22 protein-coding genes are annotated in these 19638 nt (G+C 36.1%); 6 read left to right on the forward strand and 16 right to left on the reverse strand.

From position 1 onward, the window contains the following. Positions 1-4: 4 nt before the first annotated feature. From yqgB to ispG, 3 genes are all read left to right on the forward strand, one after another. Positions 5-772, forward strand: a complete 768-nt coding sequence (yqgB, locus tag I6L50_RS27245; RefSeq protein WP_002034056.1) for a protein YqgB — start codon at positions 5-7, stop codon at positions 770-772. A gap of 66 nt (positions 773-838) precedes the next feature. After that, positions 839-1210, forward strand: a complete 372-nt coding sequence (locus tag I6L50_RS27250; RefSeq protein WP_219303550.1) for a hypothetical protein — start codon at positions 839-841, stop codon at positions 1208-1210. Between the two features lie 156 nt (positions 1211-1366). Further along, positions 1367-2479 (forward strand): flavodoxin-dependent (E)-4-hydroxy-3-methylbut-2-enyl-diphosphate synthase, encoded by a 1113-nt coding sequence (ispG, locus tag I6L50_RS27255; protein ID WP_219303551.1) that lies wholly within the window; start codon positions 1367-1369, stop codon positions 2477-2479. Positions 2480-2563: 84 nt separating this feature from the next. On the opposite strand, the gene I6L50_RS27260 is transcribed toward ispG, so the two are convergent. From I6L50_RS27260 to I6L50_RS27275, 4 genes are all read right to left on the reverse strand, one after another. After that, positions 2564-2977, reverse strand: coding sequence for a Fur family transcriptional regulator (locus tag I6L50_RS27260; RefSeq protein ID WP_002015164.1), 414 nt, complete (start codon positions 2975-2977; stop codon positions 2564-2566). A 13-nt stretch (positions 2978-2990) separates the two neighbouring features. Beyond that, on the reverse strand, positions 2991-3824 hold the full coding sequence (locus I6L50_RS27265; RefSeq protein WP_002015165.1) for a metal ABC transporter permease: 834 nt from the start codon (positions 3822-3824) through the stop codon (positions 2991-2993). Continuing rightward, entirely contained in the window at positions 3824-4594 is a 771-nt protein-coding gene (locus I6L50_RS27270) for a metal ABC transporter ATP-binding protein (protein WP_002015167.1), read from the reverse strand. Before I6L50_RS27270 ends, I6L50_RS27265 begins: the two co-directional genes overlap by 1 nt. A 180-nt stretch (positions 4595-4774) precedes the next feature. Further along, positions 4775-5653, reverse strand: coding sequence for a YitT family protein (locus tag I6L50_RS27275; RefSeq protein ID WP_002015168.1), 879 nt, complete (start codon positions 5651-5653; stop codon positions 4775-4777). Positions 5654-5804: 151 nt separating this feature from the next. Here I6L50_RS27275 and I6L50_RS27280 point away from each other — a divergent pair, with 151 nt between their 5' ends. Beyond that, positions 5805-6059: a DUF2624 domain-containing protein gene (locus I6L50_RS27280; RefSeq protein WP_002088657.1), complete on the forward strand. Its 255-nt coding sequence runs from the start codon at positions 5805-5807 to the stop codon at positions 6057-6059. 19 nt (positions 6060-6078) lie between these two features. Here the strand turns inward: I6L50_RS27280 and I6L50_RS27285 are convergent, their stop codons facing one another. Together I6L50_RS27285 and I6L50_RS27290 are read right to left on the reverse strand one after the other, a co-directional pair. Next, a complete protein-coding gene (locus tag I6L50_RS27285) occupies positions 6079-6975 on the reverse strand; it encodes a deoxyribonuclease IV (protein ID WP_002088660.1) in 897 nt (298 codons plus the stop codon). Positions 6976-7225: 250 nt separating this feature from the next. Then, a complete protein-coding gene (locus I6L50_RS27290; protein WP_002015172.1) occupies positions 7226-8536 on the reverse strand; it encodes a DEAD/DEAH box helicase in 1311 nt (436 codons plus the stop codon). Between the two features lie 179 nt (positions 8537-8715). On the opposite strand from I6L50_RS27290, the gene vrrA reads away from it, so the two are divergent. Together vrrA and I6L50_RS27300 are read left to right on the forward strand one after the other, a co-directional pair. Next, positions 8716-9429 (forward strand): VrrA/YqfQ family protein, encoded by a 714-nt coding sequence (gene vrrA / locus I6L50_RS27295; protein ID WP_002138368.1) that lies wholly within the window; start codon positions 8716-8718, stop codon positions 9427-9429. Positions 9430-9518: 89 nt separating this feature from the next. Beyond that, complete coding sequence (locus tag I6L50_RS27300) at positions 9519-10469, forward strand: 4-hydroxy-3-methylbut-2-enyl diphosphate reductase (RefSeq protein WP_002015175.1); 951 nt, start codon at positions 9519-9521, stop codon at positions 10467-10469. 40 nt (positions 10470-10509) lie between these two features. On the opposite strand, the gene I6L50_RS27305 is transcribed toward I6L50_RS27300, so the two are convergent. From I6L50_RS27305 to I6L50_RS27350, 10 genes are all read right to left on the reverse strand, one after another. Next, a complete protein-coding gene (locus tag I6L50_RS27305; protein ID WP_219303552.1) occupies positions 10510-11631 on the reverse strand; it encodes a Nif3-like dinuclear metal center hexameric protein in 1122 nt (373 codons plus the stop codon). Next, the gene (locus tag I6L50_RS27310; RefSeq protein WP_219303553.1) at positions 11628-12335 is read right to left on the reverse strand and encodes a tRNA (adenine(22)-N(1))-methyltransferase; all 708 of its coding nucleotides are present in this window, start codon (positions 12333-12335) and stop codon (positions 11628-11630) included. Before I6L50_RS27310 ends, I6L50_RS27305 begins: the two co-directional genes overlap by 4 nt. 166 nt (positions 12336-12501) lie before the next feature. Beyond that, positions 12502-12858: a cytochrome c550 gene (gene cccA, locus I6L50_RS27315; protein WP_002015178.1), complete on the reverse strand. Its 357-nt coding sequence runs from the start codon at positions 12856-12858 to the stop codon at positions 12502-12504. 385 nt (positions 12859-13243) lie between these two features. Then, positions 13244-14371 (reverse strand): RNA polymerase sigma factor RpoD, encoded by a 1128-nt coding sequence (gene rpoD, locus I6L50_RS27320; protein ID WP_000764062.1) that lies wholly within the window; start codon positions 14369-14371, stop codon positions 13244-13246. 59 nt (positions 14372-14430) lie between these two features. Next, on the reverse strand, positions 14431-16233 hold the full coding sequence (gene dnaG, locus I6L50_RS27325) for a DNA primase (RefSeq protein ID WP_002015179.1): 1803 nt from the start codon (positions 16231-16233) through the stop codon (positions 14431-14433). An 81-nt stretch (positions 16234-16314) separates the two neighbouring features. Beyond that, the gene (locus I6L50_RS27330) at positions 16315-16458 is read right to left on the reverse strand and encodes a hypothetical protein (RefSeq protein WP_162836445.1); all 144 of its coding nucleotides are present in this window, start codon (positions 16456-16458) and stop codon (positions 16315-16317) included. 664 nt (positions 16459-17122) lie between these two features. Next, entirely contained in the window at positions 17123-17935 is an 813-nt protein-coding gene (locus tag I6L50_RS27335) for a pyruvate, water dikinase regulatory protein (protein ID WP_002015180.1), read from the reverse strand. Positions 17936-17964: 29 nt separating this feature from the next. Further along, complete coding sequence (gene ccpN / locus I6L50_RS27340; RefSeq protein WP_002015181.1) at positions 17965-18597, reverse strand: transcriptional regulator CcpN; 633 nt, start codon at positions 18595-18597, stop codon at positions 17965-17967. Positions 18598-18703: 106 nt separating this feature from the next. Continuing rightward, the gene (recO, locus tag I6L50_RS27345) at positions 18704-19450 is read right to left on the reverse strand and encodes a DNA repair protein RecO (RefSeq protein ID WP_002129136.1); all 747 of its coding nucleotides are present in this window, start codon (positions 19448-19450) and stop codon (positions 18704-18706) included. A gap of 33 nt (positions 19451-19483) precedes the next feature. Next, positions 19484-19627: a YqzL family protein gene (locus I6L50_RS27350; protein WP_000883924.1), complete on the reverse strand. Its 144-nt coding sequence runs from the start codon at positions 19625-19627 to the stop codon at positions 19484-19486. Positions 19628-19638: the final 11 nt, after the last annotated feature.

Raw genomic sequence — 19638 nt, forward strand, 5'->3', positions numbered from 1 at the left:
ATCTATGTCCATTTTTACACAGCTAGCAAAAAGCGTATATTCGCCTAAAGATATGGCGCTTTTCCGTTTTCAAAAAATCGGTAAAACCATTTTGTATATTATGCTTCTTTGCCTAATCACTACTATTCCAAGAACTTTCTTGTACGGTAGCGTTATTCAAGATGGTGTTAACATGGTAAATAAAGTAATCGAAAAAGATTTACCTGATTTTAAAATTGAAAATGGCGAGCTAACAGCTGATATTGATCAACCTATCGAAAAAGAAGATGGAAATGCCCTTTTCGTATTTGATCCAAATTCAACAGACTTAGAAAAATATCAAAATAAAACAGGTTTATTTGTTTTAAAAGATAAAGTAGTCTCCATGGGGAATGGTCAAACACAAACATACTCCTATAATGACTTATTAGGCGCATCTCTTGAGAAAAAAGATTTACAAGATTTCATTTCGTTATTTGACAGTATTTATCCAATCTTATTATTCGTTATTGGGTTCTTACTGTACTTGTTCCAATTATTTATTACCTTTGTAGGAGTTACATTGCTTGCCTTCATCGGTTCTGCGATGAGCGGTCAACGCAAATTATCTTATAAACAAGTTTGGACATTAACTGCTTACAGCTACACAATTCCAACAATCTTCTTTATGATTATGGATTTATTCAAAATAAACGTACCTGGCGCAACATTCATTTACATTGCAGTTGTTTTAATCGTTCTATACTTAACAATTAAAGAAGTTCCAAAGCCGAAAGAAAAACAAGAACTATAAAAAAAATGCCTAAATAGGCATTTTTTTTTTGGACAAGCATATATTCCTAGCAAAGGAGTGAAGGATATGAAGAGATTAGGTGTACTCTTATTCGTGCTTGTCCTCGGTTATATATTTTATTACGACATAAAAATCGGTACTTTACCGATGTTAAGTTCATACAAAAAAACATCTGCTGCCCAAACGATAAAAAAAGAAAATACAGATACAAAACAAAATAAAGAGAAAGAAACAGAAAAAGAAACAGAAACGGATACAGCTTATAAAGCAATCGAAGTAAAAACTGGCGATACAGTTCTTTCTATTACAGAAGCTATTAATAAGAAAAAAATTCCTTCTATTGAAAAAGTAATTGATGATTTTAAGCAATTAAATAAAAATACATCTGCTACAAAAATCCAAGTTGGAAAGTCTTATAAATTCCCCTTATATCAATAAGCAATCACTTAATCCTTGTCAATTACATAAAAGCGCTGATACAATAGTAAAAGTGAAACCGAGTACTTTGGTTTCTATAGCCCTTTCTCACACATACTATCATTGATGTAAGGGACTAAAATAAGAAACTTCTTTTATAAGGAGAGCGATCAATTCGTGAATGAAATAACTCAACGCACAAAAACACGTCCAGTTAAAGTCGGTAATTTAACAATTGGCGGTAACAATGAATTAATTATACAAAGTATGACGACAACAAAAACGCATGATGTTGAGGCTACAGTTGCTGAAATTAAACGTTTAGAAGAAGCTGGCTGTCAAGTTGTTCGTGTTGCTGTTCCAGACGAACGCGCAGCAAATGCTATTGCTGATATTAAAAAACAAATCAACATTCCACTTGTTGCTGATATTCATTTTGATTACCGCCTTGCTTTAAAAGCAATCGAAGGCGGCATTGATAAAGTACGTATCAATCCAGGTAACATTGGACGTCGCCATAAAGTAGAAGCTGTTGTAAATGCAGCGAAAGAGCGTGGCATTCCAATCCGTATCGGTGTAAATGCCGGCTCATTAGAACGTCATATTTTAGAAAAGTATGGATATCCAACTGCTGATGGTATGGTCGAGAGCGCACTGCACCATATTAAAATTTTAGAGGACTTAGATTTCCACGATATTATCGTATCAATGAAAGCCTCTGATGTTAACTTAGCAATTGAAGCATACGAAAAAGCTGCTCGCGCTTTTGATTATCCATTACATTTAGGTATTACAGAATCAGGAACATTGTTTGCTGGGACTGTAAAAAGCGCCGCCGGTCTTGGAGCAATTTTAAGTAAAGGCATCGGAAATACACTTCGTATCTCTTTAAGCGCTGATCCAGTTGAAGAAGTAAAAGTTGCACGTGAACTATTAAAATCATTCGGTCTTGCATCTAATGCCGCAACACTTATTTCTTGTCCAACTTGTGGTCGTATTGAAATCGACCTAATTAGCATTGCTAATGAAGTCGAAGAATACATCTCCACACTTAAAGTTCCAATTAAGGTTGCAGTACTCGGCTGTGCCGTAAACGGTCCTGGTGAAGCTCGTGAAGCTGACATCGGTATTGCCGGTGCACGCGGAGAAGGTTTATTATTCCGTAAAGGGCAAGTCGTTCGTAAAGTACCAGAAGAAACAATGGTAGAAGAACTGAAAAAAGAAATTGATGTAATCGCTGCTGAAATGGCTGCCGAACGAGAAAAAGAAAAAGAAAAACAAGAACAATAAAAAAAAGGTTGCCACAATTTTTGTGAGCAACCTTTTTTTACATTCAAATTAAAAACTCGTCAGTTATATAACTGACGAGCCCTCTCATTTTGCACATTTTGGGCAACGACCATATATTTCAAACTTATGCCCCGTTACCTCATAACCTTTAAAATCTTTATTCATAAAATCCATCGGGCAGGAATTAATCTCTTTTGTACCACCACAATCTAAACAAATGAAATGATGATGATGTTCCATAATGGAGCATGTAAAACGGAAATGCTTTTCACCATTTAATTCCGTTTGCTCTAAAACACCGACTTCAGCAAAAACCGTTAAGTTACGATAAATCGTATCAAAACTAAGTCCTGGATAATCACCCTTCATATGCTCTAAAACATCTTTCGCAGTTAAATAACGATTATGAGCTGCGAATAACCTCAGCATTTCTTCCCTTTTCCCTGTATGTTTGTATCCCTTTTCCTTCATTAGGCGTAAAGCTTCTGTTAGATTCATACCTATCCCTACTTTATGCAGTTTTTTTCTTTTTCCATAAAATTGCACCAATTAAAATAAGAACCGCTATCATAACAATTGTACCACCTGGAGCTAAATCAAGTTGATACGAAGCAAACATTCCACCAATTACTGCAATTTCACCAAATAAAATGGAAAAGAAAATTGTTTGTTTAAATCCTTTTGCAATACGAATACTTGCTGCAACTGGTAACGTCATTAAAGATGATACGAGAAGAACACCTACAACACGCATTGATACCGCAATTACAAGAGCAACTAATATAATGAAGATAAAGTGAATCCACTTTGCACTTAAACCGGTTGATACAGCGTATTCCTCATCAAATGATAGTAAAAACAACTCTTTGTATAATAAAACAATCGTCGCAATAACAACAATTGCTACTATACCAATAATAATTAAATCCGCACTTGTTACAGCACTTACACTACCAAATAAATAACTAAATAAATCCGTATTGAATCCATTAGCAAGTGAGATGAAGATAACTCCAATCCCCATCCCTGCTGAAAGTATAATCGGGATTGCTAACTCTTGATAATGTTTATATACAGTACGTAATTTTTCAATTAGCAATGCTCCACCGATTGAAAAAAACATCCCCATATATAAAGGGTTTAAAAACCCACCGGTAAAGATTGTCTTTTCAAGTAATAAACTTGCTGCAATTCCTGATAACGTCACATGACTTAATGCATCCGCAATAAGCGACATGCGGCGAATTACAACGAACACGCCGATAAGTGGTGCGACAAGCCCTATTAAAATACCAGCGTATAAGGAATTACGTAAAAAATCATATTGTAAAAAATCCTGTATCATTATATCCTCCCGTGATGCCCATGTTCATGTTCTAAGCGATGAACATGATGTCCATATAAAATCGACATTTCTGCATCTTCTAACTCTCGGAATTTCTCTACATTCCCATGGAAATGTAAATGCTGATTCAAACATGCAACATGCGTCACCTTCTCTGTTACAGCACCCATATCGTGCGTAACAAGAATTAACGTAATTCCCAATCTTTTGTTTAAATCCTCTAGTATCTCATAAAAACTTGCCACATTCTTCACATCAATCCCAACAGTAGGCTCGTCCAAAATAAGCAATTCCGGATCACTTACAAGTGCACGAGCAATAAATACACGCTGTTGTTGTCCGCCAGAAAGTTCTCCAATGTTGCGACCTCGAAACTCGCTCATACCTACATCAGCAATCGCTTTTTCTACTTTCGCATTATCGTCTTTCGTAAAAAAGCGAAAAAGCCCTTTTTTCGAAACGAGCCCCATTGAAACAACCTCGAAAACAGTTGCCGGGAAACCTGAGTTAAAGCTACTTGCCTTTTGGGATACATAACCAACTTTATTCCACTCTTTAAATTTCTTACTATCAATGCCAAACAATCTAATACTTCCTTGCTTTGGTTTTAAAACACCCAATAAGCATTTAAGTAAAGTCGATTTCCCTGAACCATTCGGTCCAACTAAACCTAAAAAAGCTCCCTTCGGAACTTGCAAATTAATATCTTCTAACACGTTGCGATCTTCATACCGAAACGTTAATCCTTCTATTTCCAATATATTATTCATAGCATCTCACCTGTTTTAATTCAGAATGATTCCGATTTATCTCTATTTGAATTATAGTACAGCTTATTATAGTTGTAAACCAATCTGCCTAAAATATATTCTTTATTTCAAGAAACCTTATTATTATAACAAAAAGCAGAGAAGAATTCTCTGCTTTCAAAAGATATTACAATTAACTTTTTAGTGAATTGCTGATTTAAACTTACCACCATTTGTCTCTTGTGTATTCATAATCGTAACAAATGCGTTTTCATCAATTTCATGCACAATTGATTTTAACTTCGTCACTTCCAGACGTGTTACAACTGCATAAATAACTTCTTTTTCTTTATCTGTATAGCCACCTTTAGCAACAAGTTTTGTTGTTCCACGACCAAGGCGGTGTAAAATTGCATTTGATACTTCCTCATATTGATCCGATACTATTAAAACTGCTTTCGTTTCGTCTAATCCTTGAATTACCGTATCAATTGTTTTGAATGCGATATAGTACGTCATAACAGAATACATCGCTTGTTCAACACCAAAAACAAATGCTGCCCATGCAAAAATGAATAAGTTCACAAACATTACGAATTCACCAACAGAAAACGGTAATTTCTTCGTTAATAGAATTCCCATAATCTCGGTCCCGTCTAACGATCCACCATGACGAATAACAAGTCCTACACCAATCCCTAAAATAAGACCGCCGAAAACTGTTGCTAAAATCGGCTCTGTTGTAAATGGCGGGATAGCATGCAACGTTGATTCAATAAATGCTAAAGCTACAATTCCAAATGCTGAAGATAACATGAATGTTTTTCCAATTTGCTTATACCCGGAGTACATAAAAGGAATGTTGAGGATAACAACTAAAGTAGAAAAGCTTAACCACCAAATATTAGGAGTAAGATAATCTAATATAAGAGAAATACCAATAATTCCACCATCAATAATTTTATTTGGCATTAAAAACAGTTCAATCGCTACCGCCGCACACGCTGCCCCAAAGACAATCATAACTAAACGATATACAAGATGAATAACACTTTCTTTTCGATGTTGCTTTTTTTCCATAAGTCCTCCTTATACTCTTTATCTATAGTTTTGTTCTTATATTATAACATAAGCTTCTTTTCCCCATTGAAAAAATGCGCCTTGATACGAATATGTACAAGCTATGCGTACATATATTTCGATAGAAGAACGTGTGAAGGAGGACAACACGATGAACCTCATTAAACAAATTGTGAACAAAAAATTAAATCATATTTCTACAAAAGAACTATTGAAATATAGTAAAGAATACGAAGTTCCAATCACAACTGCACAAGCTGATAAAATCGTTTTACTTATGAAAGGGAAAAACATTAACATTTACGATAATACCGAGCGACTAGATTTGTTAAAACAAATCGCTAAAGTAACTACTCCTGCCACTGCCCAACAAGTAAATATTTTATTTCAGCAGCTATTAAAATAAGGAGGGGAAAATCCCCTCCTTATTGCGCTTTAATTTTTTCAAGAATTCCTTCATCAAAAGTACCATTTTTCAGCATTTCGATTTCTAATTTATATGGTGGCTTCTTATCTTTTTTATCTTCACCTACATACGGCGTTTCAAGAATTTTTGGTACGTGCGTAAGTTGTGGGTGATGCACAATGTGATGCAATGCCTTATAGCCAATATGACCAAAACCAATATTTTCATGACGGTCTTTTCCAGCTCCGCGTACATTTTTGCTATCGTTAATATGAAGTACTTGTAAACGATTTATCCCAACAATTTTATCAAATTCGTTTAACACACCGTCAAAATCATTTACAAGGTCATAACCTGCATCATGCGTATGACACGTATCAAAACATACAGATAGTTTTTCATTATATTTCACACCATCAATAATTTTCGCAATTTCTTCAAAGCTACGACCGCATTCCGTTCCCTTTCCTGCCATCGTTTCTAACGCAATGTTAACCGTCTGCTCTGGCGTTAATACTTCATTAAGCCCTTTAATAATTTGTTGAATACCAGCATCCGCTCCTGCACCAACGTGCGCACCTGGGTGAAGAACGATTTGTTTCGCTACACCTAATGCCGATGTTCTTTCAATTTCCATGCGAAGGAAGTCTACACCTAATTGGAATGTTTCTGGCTTCGTCGTATTCCCAAGATTAATAATGTATGGCGCATGTACGATAATTTCTTCAATACCGTTTAGTTCCATATGTTTTCTTCCTGCTTCTATGTTCAATTCTTCAATTGGTTTTCTTCGTGTATTTTGCGGTGCACCTGTATAAATCATAAACGTCGTTGCACCGTATGAAACAGCCTCTTCACTTGCTGCTAATAACATTTTCTTACCACTCATAGAAACATGAGATCCAATCTTTAACATACAATCACCTCTTCAATATACAATAGATATAATGATAGCATAATTTGTAGAAATATGTAGCGAATTGTTTGTTCACACAAAAGGCACTACATAAATTAAACAGACTATTCAAACATTCTGCACTCTATACTTAAATTAACCCAATAAAGCGAAACTTTAGTCAACGTTTTTTCTACCCCTCACTAATTATTAGTCTGCATTACTCGACTTTCTCTCAAGTAGTGAGATAAAAAAAAATAAGGGAAATCCCTTATCTTTTTTTATTGCTATATTTTTTCTTCACTTTGTCACGTTCTGTTGCAAGTTTTCGTTTATAGTTTGGTTTTACTTTTTTCGGCTTTTTAACAACTTTTGTTGCCATAACATCTAGTCCATCACTTGGTTTTTTACGGCTCTTACGACGACGACGGTCACCTAAATCCGCCCATTCATCTCCGCGTAAATCCACATGCTTAAACTCGATATGACGTTGTTTTTCCAAACTATCTAACGCTTCTTCATTTGCTGGATCATAAATCGTCACTGCAATACCTGAATGACCCGCACGTGCAGTTCTTCCAACACGGTGAACGAAGAAATCTAAATCTGGTGGAAGTTCATAGTTAATAACATGGCTAATTCCTTCAATATCAATACCGCGTGCCGCCAAATCTGTTGCGACAATGTATTGGAACTCTAAATCACGAACTTGTTTCATCATTTTTCTACGATCACGTGGTGATAAATCACCGTGTATACGCCCTACTTTTAATCCACGTTCTGCTAATCCATCGGCTACTTCGTCAGCCTTCTTCTTTGTGTTTGTAAAGACAATTGCTAAATATGGTTTAAATTGAAGTAGCATATTTTTCACTAATTCAGTTTTATTACGGTGTCTTGAAGGCACAAGGTAATGATCAATATTTCCTGCTGCAACTTGCTTCGGATTAATATGAATATGTTCTGGATTCTCCATATATTTCTTCAAAAATGGTTTTAATTTTTGAGGAATTGTTGCAGAGAAAACTAACATTTGCAGATTTTTAGGCATACGTGCCGCAATTTTATCTACATCTTGAATGAATCCCATATCAAGCATTAAGTCCGCTTCATCGACAATAATAGTATCCGCTTTATAAACAAATAGCGCCTTTTCTTCTACTAAATCTTTAATACGTCCTGGCGTTCCAACTACAATATGAGGTTGTTTTTTCAACTTTTCAATTGATCGTTGTTTATCAGTTCCACCAATTAAACAGCGTGCTGTAATCATTTGATCTTCTGCACAGAACTTTGTTAGTTTTACAATTTCTTCGTAAATTTGTTGTGCTAACTCACGAGTAGGCGCTGTAATAACAAGTTGTACCTCTTCACGACTTGCATCAATTCTGTTTAATGTAGGAAGTAAGTATGCATGTGTTTTCCCAGAACCAGTTTGGGATTGTCCAATTATACTCACACCTTTTTTCACGACCGGGAAAATTTTCTTTTGAATTCCTGTTGGCTCTGTAAAGCGTAGTTCACGAACTGCATCTATTAAAAATGGTTTAAAATCATACTGTGTAAAAGTTTGTAGTGTCATAAGTTACACCTTCTTTCTAAAATTTCTACTGCGCACAAATCAGTCAAGTCTACATTATATCGAAATCTACAAGTAAAATCCATCTTTAGTTTAGGTTTTTATCTCAAAAACTAACCTTCTTTCCTTCCATTGCATATTGTATGTGTATATACCTAACTGAAGAAAGGAGGATTTCCCACATGTTTCCGAAATCCCCTATAAGACAAATGTATCCGAATCGAGGACAACAATCTTACACACCATATCCGATTCCACAACTACCACCGATGGCTCAAAAAAAGAAAGGTTTCCTTGCTAAACTCTTTAAAAAACACGATCCAACCGAACCTTTCATGCAAATGGTCCCTCCTTATCGACAAATGGAAGGGCCACCGATGATGCACCAACAACCGCCGCCCCAATATCAACAGCAACAGCCATACCAACAACAATATACACAACAATATCAGCCATACATGCAGCAATATCCAGAGCAGATGATACCACCTCAAATGTATGAATCAAATGATACACGTGGTGCTGCGTCAGCTACAACTGCAGCGGCATCTAGCAGCGGCATCGGTAGTTTTTTTTCAAATTTAATTTCGAACCCAACTAATATGATAAATAATATCGAAAAAGTATCTCAAGTCGTGCAATCTGTCGGTCCTGTTGTCGAACAGTACGGTCCCATTATGCGTAGTCTACCAAGCATTGTTAAAATCCTCACCTCTGGAAAAAGTACGGAAGAAAATCAAACTGAAGATGCAACAGAACAGGTTGAGGTAGCAACTCCACCCCCTCCACCTCCAAAAAGGAAACGAAAAAAAATAGTGCTTGAACCGGTAATAGAAAAAGAGGTTCCGAAAGAACCCGTTCAACAATCAGCAACAAAACCAAAACTATATGTGTAACAATCCTTTGTTTTCTATCCACTCCTCCTTTATAATGTAATGGACTATGCACAAAAGTATCCCTTGTTTAGAAGGAGAGGATTACTCACATGAAGATTGTTAAAATTTCCCCTCGTGGTTATTGCTATGGTGTTGTTGACGCAATGGTTATTGCACGTAACGCCGCATTAGATAAATCATTACCGAGACCCATTTATATTTTAGGTATGATTGTTCACAATAAGCATGTCACAGATGCTTTCGAAGAGGATGGCATCATTACATTAGACGGTCCAAGTCGATTAGAAATTTTAGATAAAATCGATTCTGGTACTGTTATTTTCACTGCACACGGTGTTTCTCCAGAAGTTAAACAACGTGCAAAAGAAAAAGGTTTAACGACAATTGATGCAACTTGTCCAGATGTTACAAAAACACATGACCTTATCGAAGCAAAGAAAGCTGAAGGATACCATGTCATTTATATCGGCAAAAAAAATCATCCAGAACCAGAAGGCGCAGTTGGTATCGCACCTGATATCGTTCATCTTATCGAAAAAGCTGATGATTTAAAAACACTAGAAATTCCAACTGATAAAATTTTAGTTACGAATCAAACAACAATGAGTCAATGGGATGTTCAACATTTAATGGAGGACATTCAGAAAAAATTCCCAACAGCAGAATTCCACAAGGAAATTTGTTTAGCAACTCAAGTTCGCCAAGAAGCTGTCGCTAAACAAGCTGATGTTGCAGATTTAACAATTGTTGTCGGTGATCCGAAAAGTAACAACTCAAACCGTTTAGCACAAGTATCACAAGAAATCGCTGGTACGACAGCATACCGCGTTGCAGACGTAAGTGAAATCCAATTAGAATGGCTACAAGGTGTAGAAAACGTAGCTGTTACAGCAGGTGCTTCTACTCCAACGCCAATTACAAAAGAAGTTATTGCTTTCTTAGATCAATATGACCCAATGAATCCAGCTACATGGGACAGAATTCGAAAAGTACCACTTCAAAAGATACTACCTCGTGTAAAAGTGAAAAAAGAACAATAATAAAAACCGTTGCCTACATGAGCAACGGTTTTTATTTTTCTTATACAAATGTGAATGGATCTGTATGTAACTGCGAAGCGTGAATGTGTACATTGAATTTCTTCACATCTACTTTTTCTTGCAATTGTTTTTGTACACCTTGCTTCATTACTTTTTCAACATTATGTCCTGGATCGACTATATTTAAACCAATCATCATCGCATCGTGAGCAACATGATAATACATATCACCTGTTACATATACATCTGCTCCTTTAAATTTCGCTTGGTTTATATATTTATTACCGTCACCACCAAGTACAGCTACTTTACGCACCTTATCATCTAACTTTCCAACAACTCTTGCACCCTTTACATGTAATGATTGTTTCACATGTAAAGCAAACTGCTCAAGCGTCATTTCTTCTTGTAAATACCCTATTTTACCAAGACCTAATGTTTCACCTTTATTATCAAGCGGATATACATCATATGCCACTTCTTCATATGGATGGGCTGCCAACATCGCTTTAATAACTTTTCTTTGTAATGAAGCTGGAATAATCGTTTCGACACGTATCTCTTCCACACGTTCTAACTGCCCAGTTTCTCCGATATAAGGATTTGTACCTTCTTGAGGGATAAACGTACCTACCCCTTCGCTACCGAACGTACAGTGGCTATAATTACCGATATGACCTGCATCCGCATCTCCAAGAGCTTTGCGCACTTCTTCTGCATGGGTTACTGGAACAAATACAACAATTTTTTTCATTTCTTCTGCATATGTAGGAGCTAATACTTCTGTATTTTGTAACCCTAACGCATCAGCAAGTAAATCATTTACCCCGCCCTTAGCAATATCTACATTTGTATGTGCGGCATAAACCGCAATATCATTTTTAATACACATTTCAATAATTCTTCCGTACGCCTTATCTGTATGAATCGCTTTTAACGGATTAAAGATTAAAGGATGGTGCGCTATAATGATATTCGCTCCTAATTGGATCGCCTCGTCCACAACTTCCTCAGTTACATCTAACGCGATTAATACGTGCTGGACAGGTTTATTAAGCGCTCCAATCTGTAAGCCAATCTTATCCTCTTCCATCGCTAAATGCTTCGGATACATACCTTCAAACAAAGAAATAATTTCATGACCATTCGGAATTTTACTCATGATAAAACCGCTCCTATCATTTTCATTTTCGCTTCTACTTCTGCACGCTTCGCTTTTGTCTCTTCAGACTCTGCTGCACGTTCTAACTGTTTTAAAATATTTTGGAAGTTTTTCAATTCCCCTTCCCACTTTTCAATAAAAGCTTCACTTTTTTCTTTTATTAAAAATGGACCCATAAACAATTCAGCTTGTTTATTTTCAGAGTAAGGTACTGCTGTATCTCCTCGCTCTCCGACTAAAATCTCGTAAATCTTTCCGTCTTCTATTACAATTTTCTCACGGATAAGCTCCCATCCATTTTCAATAAACCATTCACGGATATGGTGTGCTGCAATATTCGGCTGTAAGATTAAACGTGTTACACCTTCTAATTTTTCTTTACCACTTTCTAAAATGTCACGAATTAACGCTCCACCCATACCAGCAATCGTAATAACATCTACTTCTCCTGGCACTATAACAGCTAATCCATTCCCTTTACGAACGTCTACTTTATCTTGTAAGCCACTTTCAGCTACAGTTGCTTGTGCAGAGCGAAACGGTCCATCTACAACCTCTCCTGCAACTGCTTTTGTAGCAATATTATTTATAATTGTATAACACGGTAAATACGCATGATCCGATCCAATATCAGCTACTGTAGAGCCTACCGGAATCTCCCTCACAACTTCTTCTAATCGTTTCGAAAGCTTTACTTCATTCATGTATTTCCATTACTCCTTCTCTTCTCAGTCTGTCTCCATGATAATGAATTTATAGTAGTTGTTGCAAGTCCATAACAATACTTCAATTCTCTATTACTAATCGTATTTTAGATAGTATAGAAAAACAAGCCTTTTGCAAAAAGCAAAAGGCTTGTTTTTCTATACTTTATTTTTTCTTCGATAACCAATCAGCTACTTTCGTTGCTTGATCAGCTGGAATTAAATTAGCTGGCATATTTCCTTTTCCTTTTGACAGAACTTCTTTAATTTCATCTTTTGAAAGTTTCCCACCAATTTTTTGTAAATTAGGGCCTACCGCTCCTTGTAACTGATCACCATGACAGCTCGTACAGCTTTGCTTTACAATATCCTCTGGCTTTGATGCTGTTTGTGCTGGTTTCCCACCATTTTTTGCATCAGCTAACTCTTTAGATTTATTTAGCCCCTGAAATGAAAATACAAACATAACGATAATACCTAATGCTGCAATAAGAGCGAACGGAATCAACGGATTACGTTTCATATCTCTTCTCCCCCCTCTATACCGCTAAATAGTTAGATGATTCAGTCATTTATATTGTACTTGAAAACGCCCTATCAGAAAAGAGCAAACTACTATTTGTTAGAAATATTCCGTAAATTCATTTTATTGATTTTCACTATTATATCGCATATTATTTCGATAATTACTAACGTTTCTCATCATATTTTTTACTTTTCTACATATTATTTTGTATATAATAAACAAAATAAATCGAAAAATCGAAAAATGAGCATTTGCAAATCAAAAGACAATTCTGTAAAATAAATTACAAGAAATTGTAATCGTTGCCGATAGCTAAATTTTAACAAAAATTAACAAAACAAAAAAGTTTACTTCACAAAAGTGAAGTAAACTTAAAGGTAGCCTATTCTAAGAAATCCTTAAGACGCTTACTACGGCTTGGATGTCTTAATTTGCGAAGTGCTTTCGCTTCAATTTGACGAATACGTTCTCTCGTTACGCCGAATACTTTCCCAACTTCTTCAAGCGTACGAGTTCGTCCATCATCTAAACCAAAACGAAGACGCAGAACATTTTCTTCACGATCTGTTAGTGTATCTAACACATCTTCTAATTGTTCTTTTAGCAATTCATACGCTGCATGGTCCGCAGGCGATGTTGCTTCTTGGTCTTCGATAAAGTCACCTAAATGGGAGTCGTCTTCTTCACCAATTGGTGTTTCAAGAGAAACTGGCTCCTGTGCAATCTTTAAGATTTCGCGTACTTTTTCTGGAGCAAGATCCATTTCTTCACCAATCTCTTCAGGAGATGGTTCGCGTCCTAAATCTTGTAATAATTGACGTTGTACACGGATTAACTTATTAATTGTTTCAACCATATGAACTGGAATACGAATTGTTCGCGCTTGGTCTGCAATCGCACGTGTAATAGCTTGGCGAATCCACCAAGTTGCATACGTACTAAATTTAAAACCTTTACGGTAGTCGAACTTTTCAACTGCCTTAATTAGACCCATATTTCCTTCTTGGATTAAGTCTAAGAAAAGCATACCACGGCCCACGTAGCGCTTTGCAATACTTACTACAAGACGTAAGTTTGCTTCCGCAAGACGGCGTTTTGCTTCTTCATCGCCTTCTTCAATACGTGTCGCAAGTCGAATTTCTTCTTCAGCAGATAGTAAGTCTACACGACCAATTTCTTTTAAGTACATACGAACAGGGTCATTGATTTTCACACCTGGCGGCACACTTAAATCATTAAGGTCAAATTCTTCTTCCGTTTTTGTAATTTGACGATTATTAGGACCTTCGTCGTTGTCATTGTCACCAACTAAGTCAATCCCTTGTTCACCTAAATATTCATAGTATTCATCCATTTGATCGGATTCAATTTCAAATCCATTCATGCGTTCTGCAATCTCTTCATATGTAAGAACGCCACGTTTTTTTCCGAGCTCAGTGAGTTGTTCTTTCACTTGCTCAAGGGTCATTTCAGTTTCAATTTGTTTAGAACGAGCTGGTTTATCAGCCATCTGTTCCCCTCCTTACGCGAGATACAAACATTCATTATACTAAAACTTTATCGAAAAAGCTATTTTCTTGCTTTTTGACTTTGTAAATATGCCACATAATATTTAGCAGCCTCTACAGGATCTGTTTTTTCCATTTGTTTTACTTTAAAGATAATTTCCATCTTTTCAAGTTTTTCTTTATGGCGTCTTAGCGCCTCCAAATGACCTTGTAACGCTTCTTCTGTGTACTCTGGATTAATAAATTCATCCGTCGAAATATCAGTAATAATATTTTTCAACTTTTCATCAGAGAGCCAACTTAAAAATGTTCCGACTGAAGGTTCATTTCCCTTTTCATAATATGCGTATAGTTCATATAAAATCCCTTTATGTTCTTCTGTATAAAAATCTTCTATATGAGGTTCCATACGCACTGTCACTTCTGCACTTTGCAACATATGGTAAATAATTTCTCTTTCTGCCCTTTCAAAACCTGTTAATTTCGGTTTCGTTTGAACAATTTGAGATGGCTTAGAAACCTGCTTTATTTGTTTTTGCTGTACCTTTTGTTCTTTGCGATATTGGTGCAATTGATTCAAAAGTGTTTCCATTGAATACGAAAATTCTTGCGATAATGATTTTAAATATGATTCCGCCTGCATCGCATCCTGTAGCAATGATAACTCTTTTAAAACACTTTTTACATATTCTTCTTTGCCAGACTCATCTTGCAAATTTTTCCCTAAACGCAAATAATTTATTTTGAAACCAACAAAACTTATACTTGATTTCACAAGATTTTCAAAAGCGGTTGTCCCATATTGTTGCACATATTCATCAGGGTCAAGCTTATCTGGCAAGGATGTAACTTTCACTTGGCAACCAACTTGCAATAGTAATTGCCCTGCTTTCATCGTCGCTTCTCGCCCTGCTTTATCACCATCATAGCAAAGAACAACAGTTTCAACGTTACGTCGCAGAAGTTTCGCTTGTTCTTCAGTTAAAGCTGTTCCCATTGTCGCAACAGCTTCTTCCACACCACTTTTCACCGCGGCTAGTACATCGGCATAACCTTCAAAAAGGACAACCTGCCCACGTTTTCTAATAAACGGCCTTGCTTGGTGGAAATTATACAACAGCTTACTTTTGTAAAAAATCGGTGTTTCAGGACTATTCAAATATTTCGGAGTGTCATCTCCTAATGCCCTTCCACTAAACGCTATCACCTTACCTTGTAAAGTATAAATCGGAAACATAACTCTTCCGCGGAAGCGGTCATAATGACTGCCATCCTTCTCACTTCTTACAAGAAGGCCAGCCTGTTCCATACTAGATAGCGACAAACCTCTTTTTTGTAAAATTTTCGTTGCTGCATCCCAAGCTTGTGATGCATAACCAATTTCAAATTTCTCAATCATCTCTTTTGTAATACCACGTTTTAATAAATATGAAAGTGCTTCATTTCCTTCTTCTGTATTTACTAATAAATGATGATAATACTTTTTCAAAAGTTCATGAGCCTGTTGCATGATGACAGTGTCATCAGATATGTCTTCTTGTTGTTGTTGTCCTTGCCCTGATGTATATTCTGCAACTGCAATTCCATTTCTTTCGCCAAGCTTTTGAACAGCCTCTGTGAAAGCAAGTCCTTCCATTTTCATAAGAAAAGAAAATACATTTCCACCTTCTCCACATCCGAAACAATGAAAAATTTGCTTATCAGATGAAACAGAGAATGAAGGAGAATTCTCACCATGAAATGGACAAAGGCCGAAATAGTTACGCCCCTGCTTTCTAAGTTGAACATACTCACCAATCACTTCTACAATATCGGATGATGTCCGAATCTGTTCAACAACTTCTTCAGGAATTCTGTTCCCCATAACTCCATCTCCGTGTCGTATTTTGTATTCGATATAAATTAAAAGATTCCTTTATAATTCGACAATATTTTTCTAAATTTGTTAGAAAGTACTGTCGATCACATTGTGTAAACGATTTTGGACCTTTCGTATAAGTCCCCAGTCTGCGTAAATTCGCAGATACATACTACTATATAAAATTGTATACATTTGCTCATCTGTTACAAATGTATCTCCTGGAGACAATACATATACTCCTTTTTCACAAGAAGACTAGCAAGAAGCACTATAGCCTGTATGATCATGAGATCTGTAGCTTTTGCATGTTAATAAATATAACAGTCAACTTCATCTTGCTCAGAATCTACATAGACCCAATTACCTTGCTGTTTTCTTGAACGATGAGCATAGGATACGACAAACAAAATTTCGACATAAAATTTTGTTCCAACTTGCACAATTGCATTCTTCACGGGATACGCATCTGCATCAAATAATATCTTATCTGATGTTTTGCATATTTCTGTATTCTACATCCCTTCTGTGAATCCTTCCATAATGTGCGTTTTCTTGTCTAGATTTTGTCGATTTAACGTAAATACATGTCTTTTTCGAAAATCCTATCCCTAGTTTATTCTGAAAAATTAAAGTCTAAACGTAAAATATAGGTTTTTATCACAATTTTTTATTATAATATATTTTCTTCAACTACGCTACATATCCCTTTAATTTTCACCTTACACTTAAAGATAACGAAATCGTTCCTTTAGCATAATTAAAAAACAGAAGAATATAAGTATAACCATTCCGCTATATTCTATTACTAAGCCGAAAGTTCATGCTCTACTTCGCATCTTCCTCTAACGCCTTCTCACGAGCGAAAAAAGCACATTCACCTTTGGTAAATGTGCTAAAACATTTTTTGGTTTTGCACTGCATTCACAATAATATTTGCTGTTTCTTCAATTGCCTTATTTGATACATCAATCACTTGACAATTTATTTTACTAATTACTTCCTCAAAATGATCAATTTCTTCTTGAATACGATTAATATTTGCATATGTTGCTCCATCACTTAATCCAAGTGATTTCAATCGTTCTTTTCGAATATGATTTAACTTATCTGGTATAATTTTCAAACCGAAACATTTCTCTTTTGCCACTTGATATAATTCCTCAGGCGGATCCACTTCCGGTACAAGTGGTACATTAGCAACTTTCAAACGTTTGTTATGCGCTAAATATTGTGAAAGTGGTGTTTTTGATGTACGTGAAATTCCAATCAACACGATATCAGCTTTTAAAATACCACGTGCATCTCTACCATCATCATACTTAACTGCAAATTCAATCGCTTCAATTTTTTTAAAGTACTCTTCATCTAATCTTCGAACGACACCTGGCTCATACCTTGGTACTTGCCCTGTAATTTCTTCAATTTGATCGATAAGAGGTCCGATAATATCGTATGCCTCTACTCCTTCTTTTGCCGCTTCTGTCAATAAATATTGACGCATATCAGGCTTTACTAACGTAAAACAAATAAGCGCTTGATTGCTCTTGGCAATCGAGATTACTTCTTTTAATGTCCCTGTATCTTCTACATACGGTACACGCCTAATATCAGGAGCGAATGGGAACTGTCCCATTGCCGCTCTAACAACCAAATCAGCCGTTTCTCCTACAGAGTCAGATACGACATATACGATTTTATTATCCATTACATTACCTCACTTTAAACAAATTACACTTATTCGTTATTTACTAAATTTACAAACGCACGTGTAATATTTGTTTTTGTAATTCGCCCAATCACTTCTAAACCTTGTTTCGTATCCTTCACAACCGGCATCGCATCAATCTGTCTTTCTATTAATTCCATCGCAATATCATATAAAGAATCCTCCCTGCGACACATCGCAATGTTTGGCATCCTTGTCATGATAATATTAACCGGAAGAGAGGTTAAATCCTGCTTTCCTAAGCTAGCTCGTAATAAATCTTTACGAGATACAACGCCAACTAATAAAGTAGCTTGATCTACAACAAATAATGTACCAACGTCCTCTAGAAACATAGTACAGATTGCATCGTATACTGATACATTTTTATCAATTACAGCCGGTCTAGATTGATAATCTTGCACTTTAATTTTCTTAACAGCTTCAGATAATAGCTGTCCCCCGGTTTTACCCGTATAAAAATAACCTACACGTGGACGCGCTTCTAAATAACCAGCCATCGTTAAAATTGCTAAGTCTGGTCTTAGCGTTGCACGTGTTAAACCCAATTGCCCAGCAATTGACTCCCCTGTAATAGGACCGTGATCTTTTACAATCTGAATGATATGCTCTTGCCGTTTATTCAGCTCTATGATAATCACCACCTTTAATGCACAACGAAAAAAGTTATACTATCTCTTAAATATTATATACTAAATATGCTATTCGAAAAAGAAAGTATGTAAAAAGGACCGTATACGGCCCTTTTTATATTTGAAACTTATCAAGTTGTTCCAAGAAACGCCTTGTTTTCAAATAAATCCCACAATATTCGTCATAATATGTATTCAATACTGTGCGCATTTGTTTTTTTGTACTATCCTTCACCGATACATTACCGAGCCGGTGTAAATCAAAGTGAAAAAAGAGACGTAATAATTTATGAACAGCCTCTCCCACCGGAATACGATACGGATCTTGCTCCGCATGACGCGAGCACAGAAAACCGCCTTCCCGGACAGAGAAGGCGACAAAATCTGTTTCTTGATGACAAATAGCACATGTATCAAAGTACGGGCGCATCCCTAATACCGGAAGCATTTTCGTTTGATAAATTAATGATAATACTTCTGGATCAACACCCTCACACATATAATGCAACGTTTGATATAACATTTCAAATAAATACGGATTATGCTTCTTATCTTCTGTTGCTTTATCGGTTAATTCAATAATAAATGATGCATAAGCAGTTAAAAATATATCCTCACGAATTTCTTTCATAGATGAAATAATCTCGCCTTGTTGCAAAGTTCCAAGTCCAGATCCCATTTGAATAAGAAAATGACCATGTGTCATAAGTTGCGAAATAGCTGCTAACCGACTCTTCGGCTTTTTCGCCCCTCTTGCCATTGCACTTACCTTACCAAATTCCCGTGAGTATATTGTAACAATCTTATTTGTTTCTCCGTAATCAGTCGTACGGATAACAATGCCCTCAACTTTTTGAAACATGTTCGTCACCATCCAAGGTTTGAACAAAACGGGTCAAGAAATTGGAGAGTCTAGATGCGCTAACTCCTCTTCATGTTGATCCATCTCATCGTTTACGTCTTTTTCCATTTCTTTCAAAAGCAAATACGTTTCAATGCTTCCTGTTTTGGAGAAAAACTTCCAGGTAAAATCTAGCATAAGAATCCACC

The organism is Bacillus sp. FDAARGOS_1420 (assembly GCF_019344915.1).
In the GTDB taxonomy this organism is placed as follows: domain Bacteria; phylum Bacillota; class Bacilli; order Bacillales; family Bacillaceae_G; genus Bacillus_A; species Bacillus_A mycoides.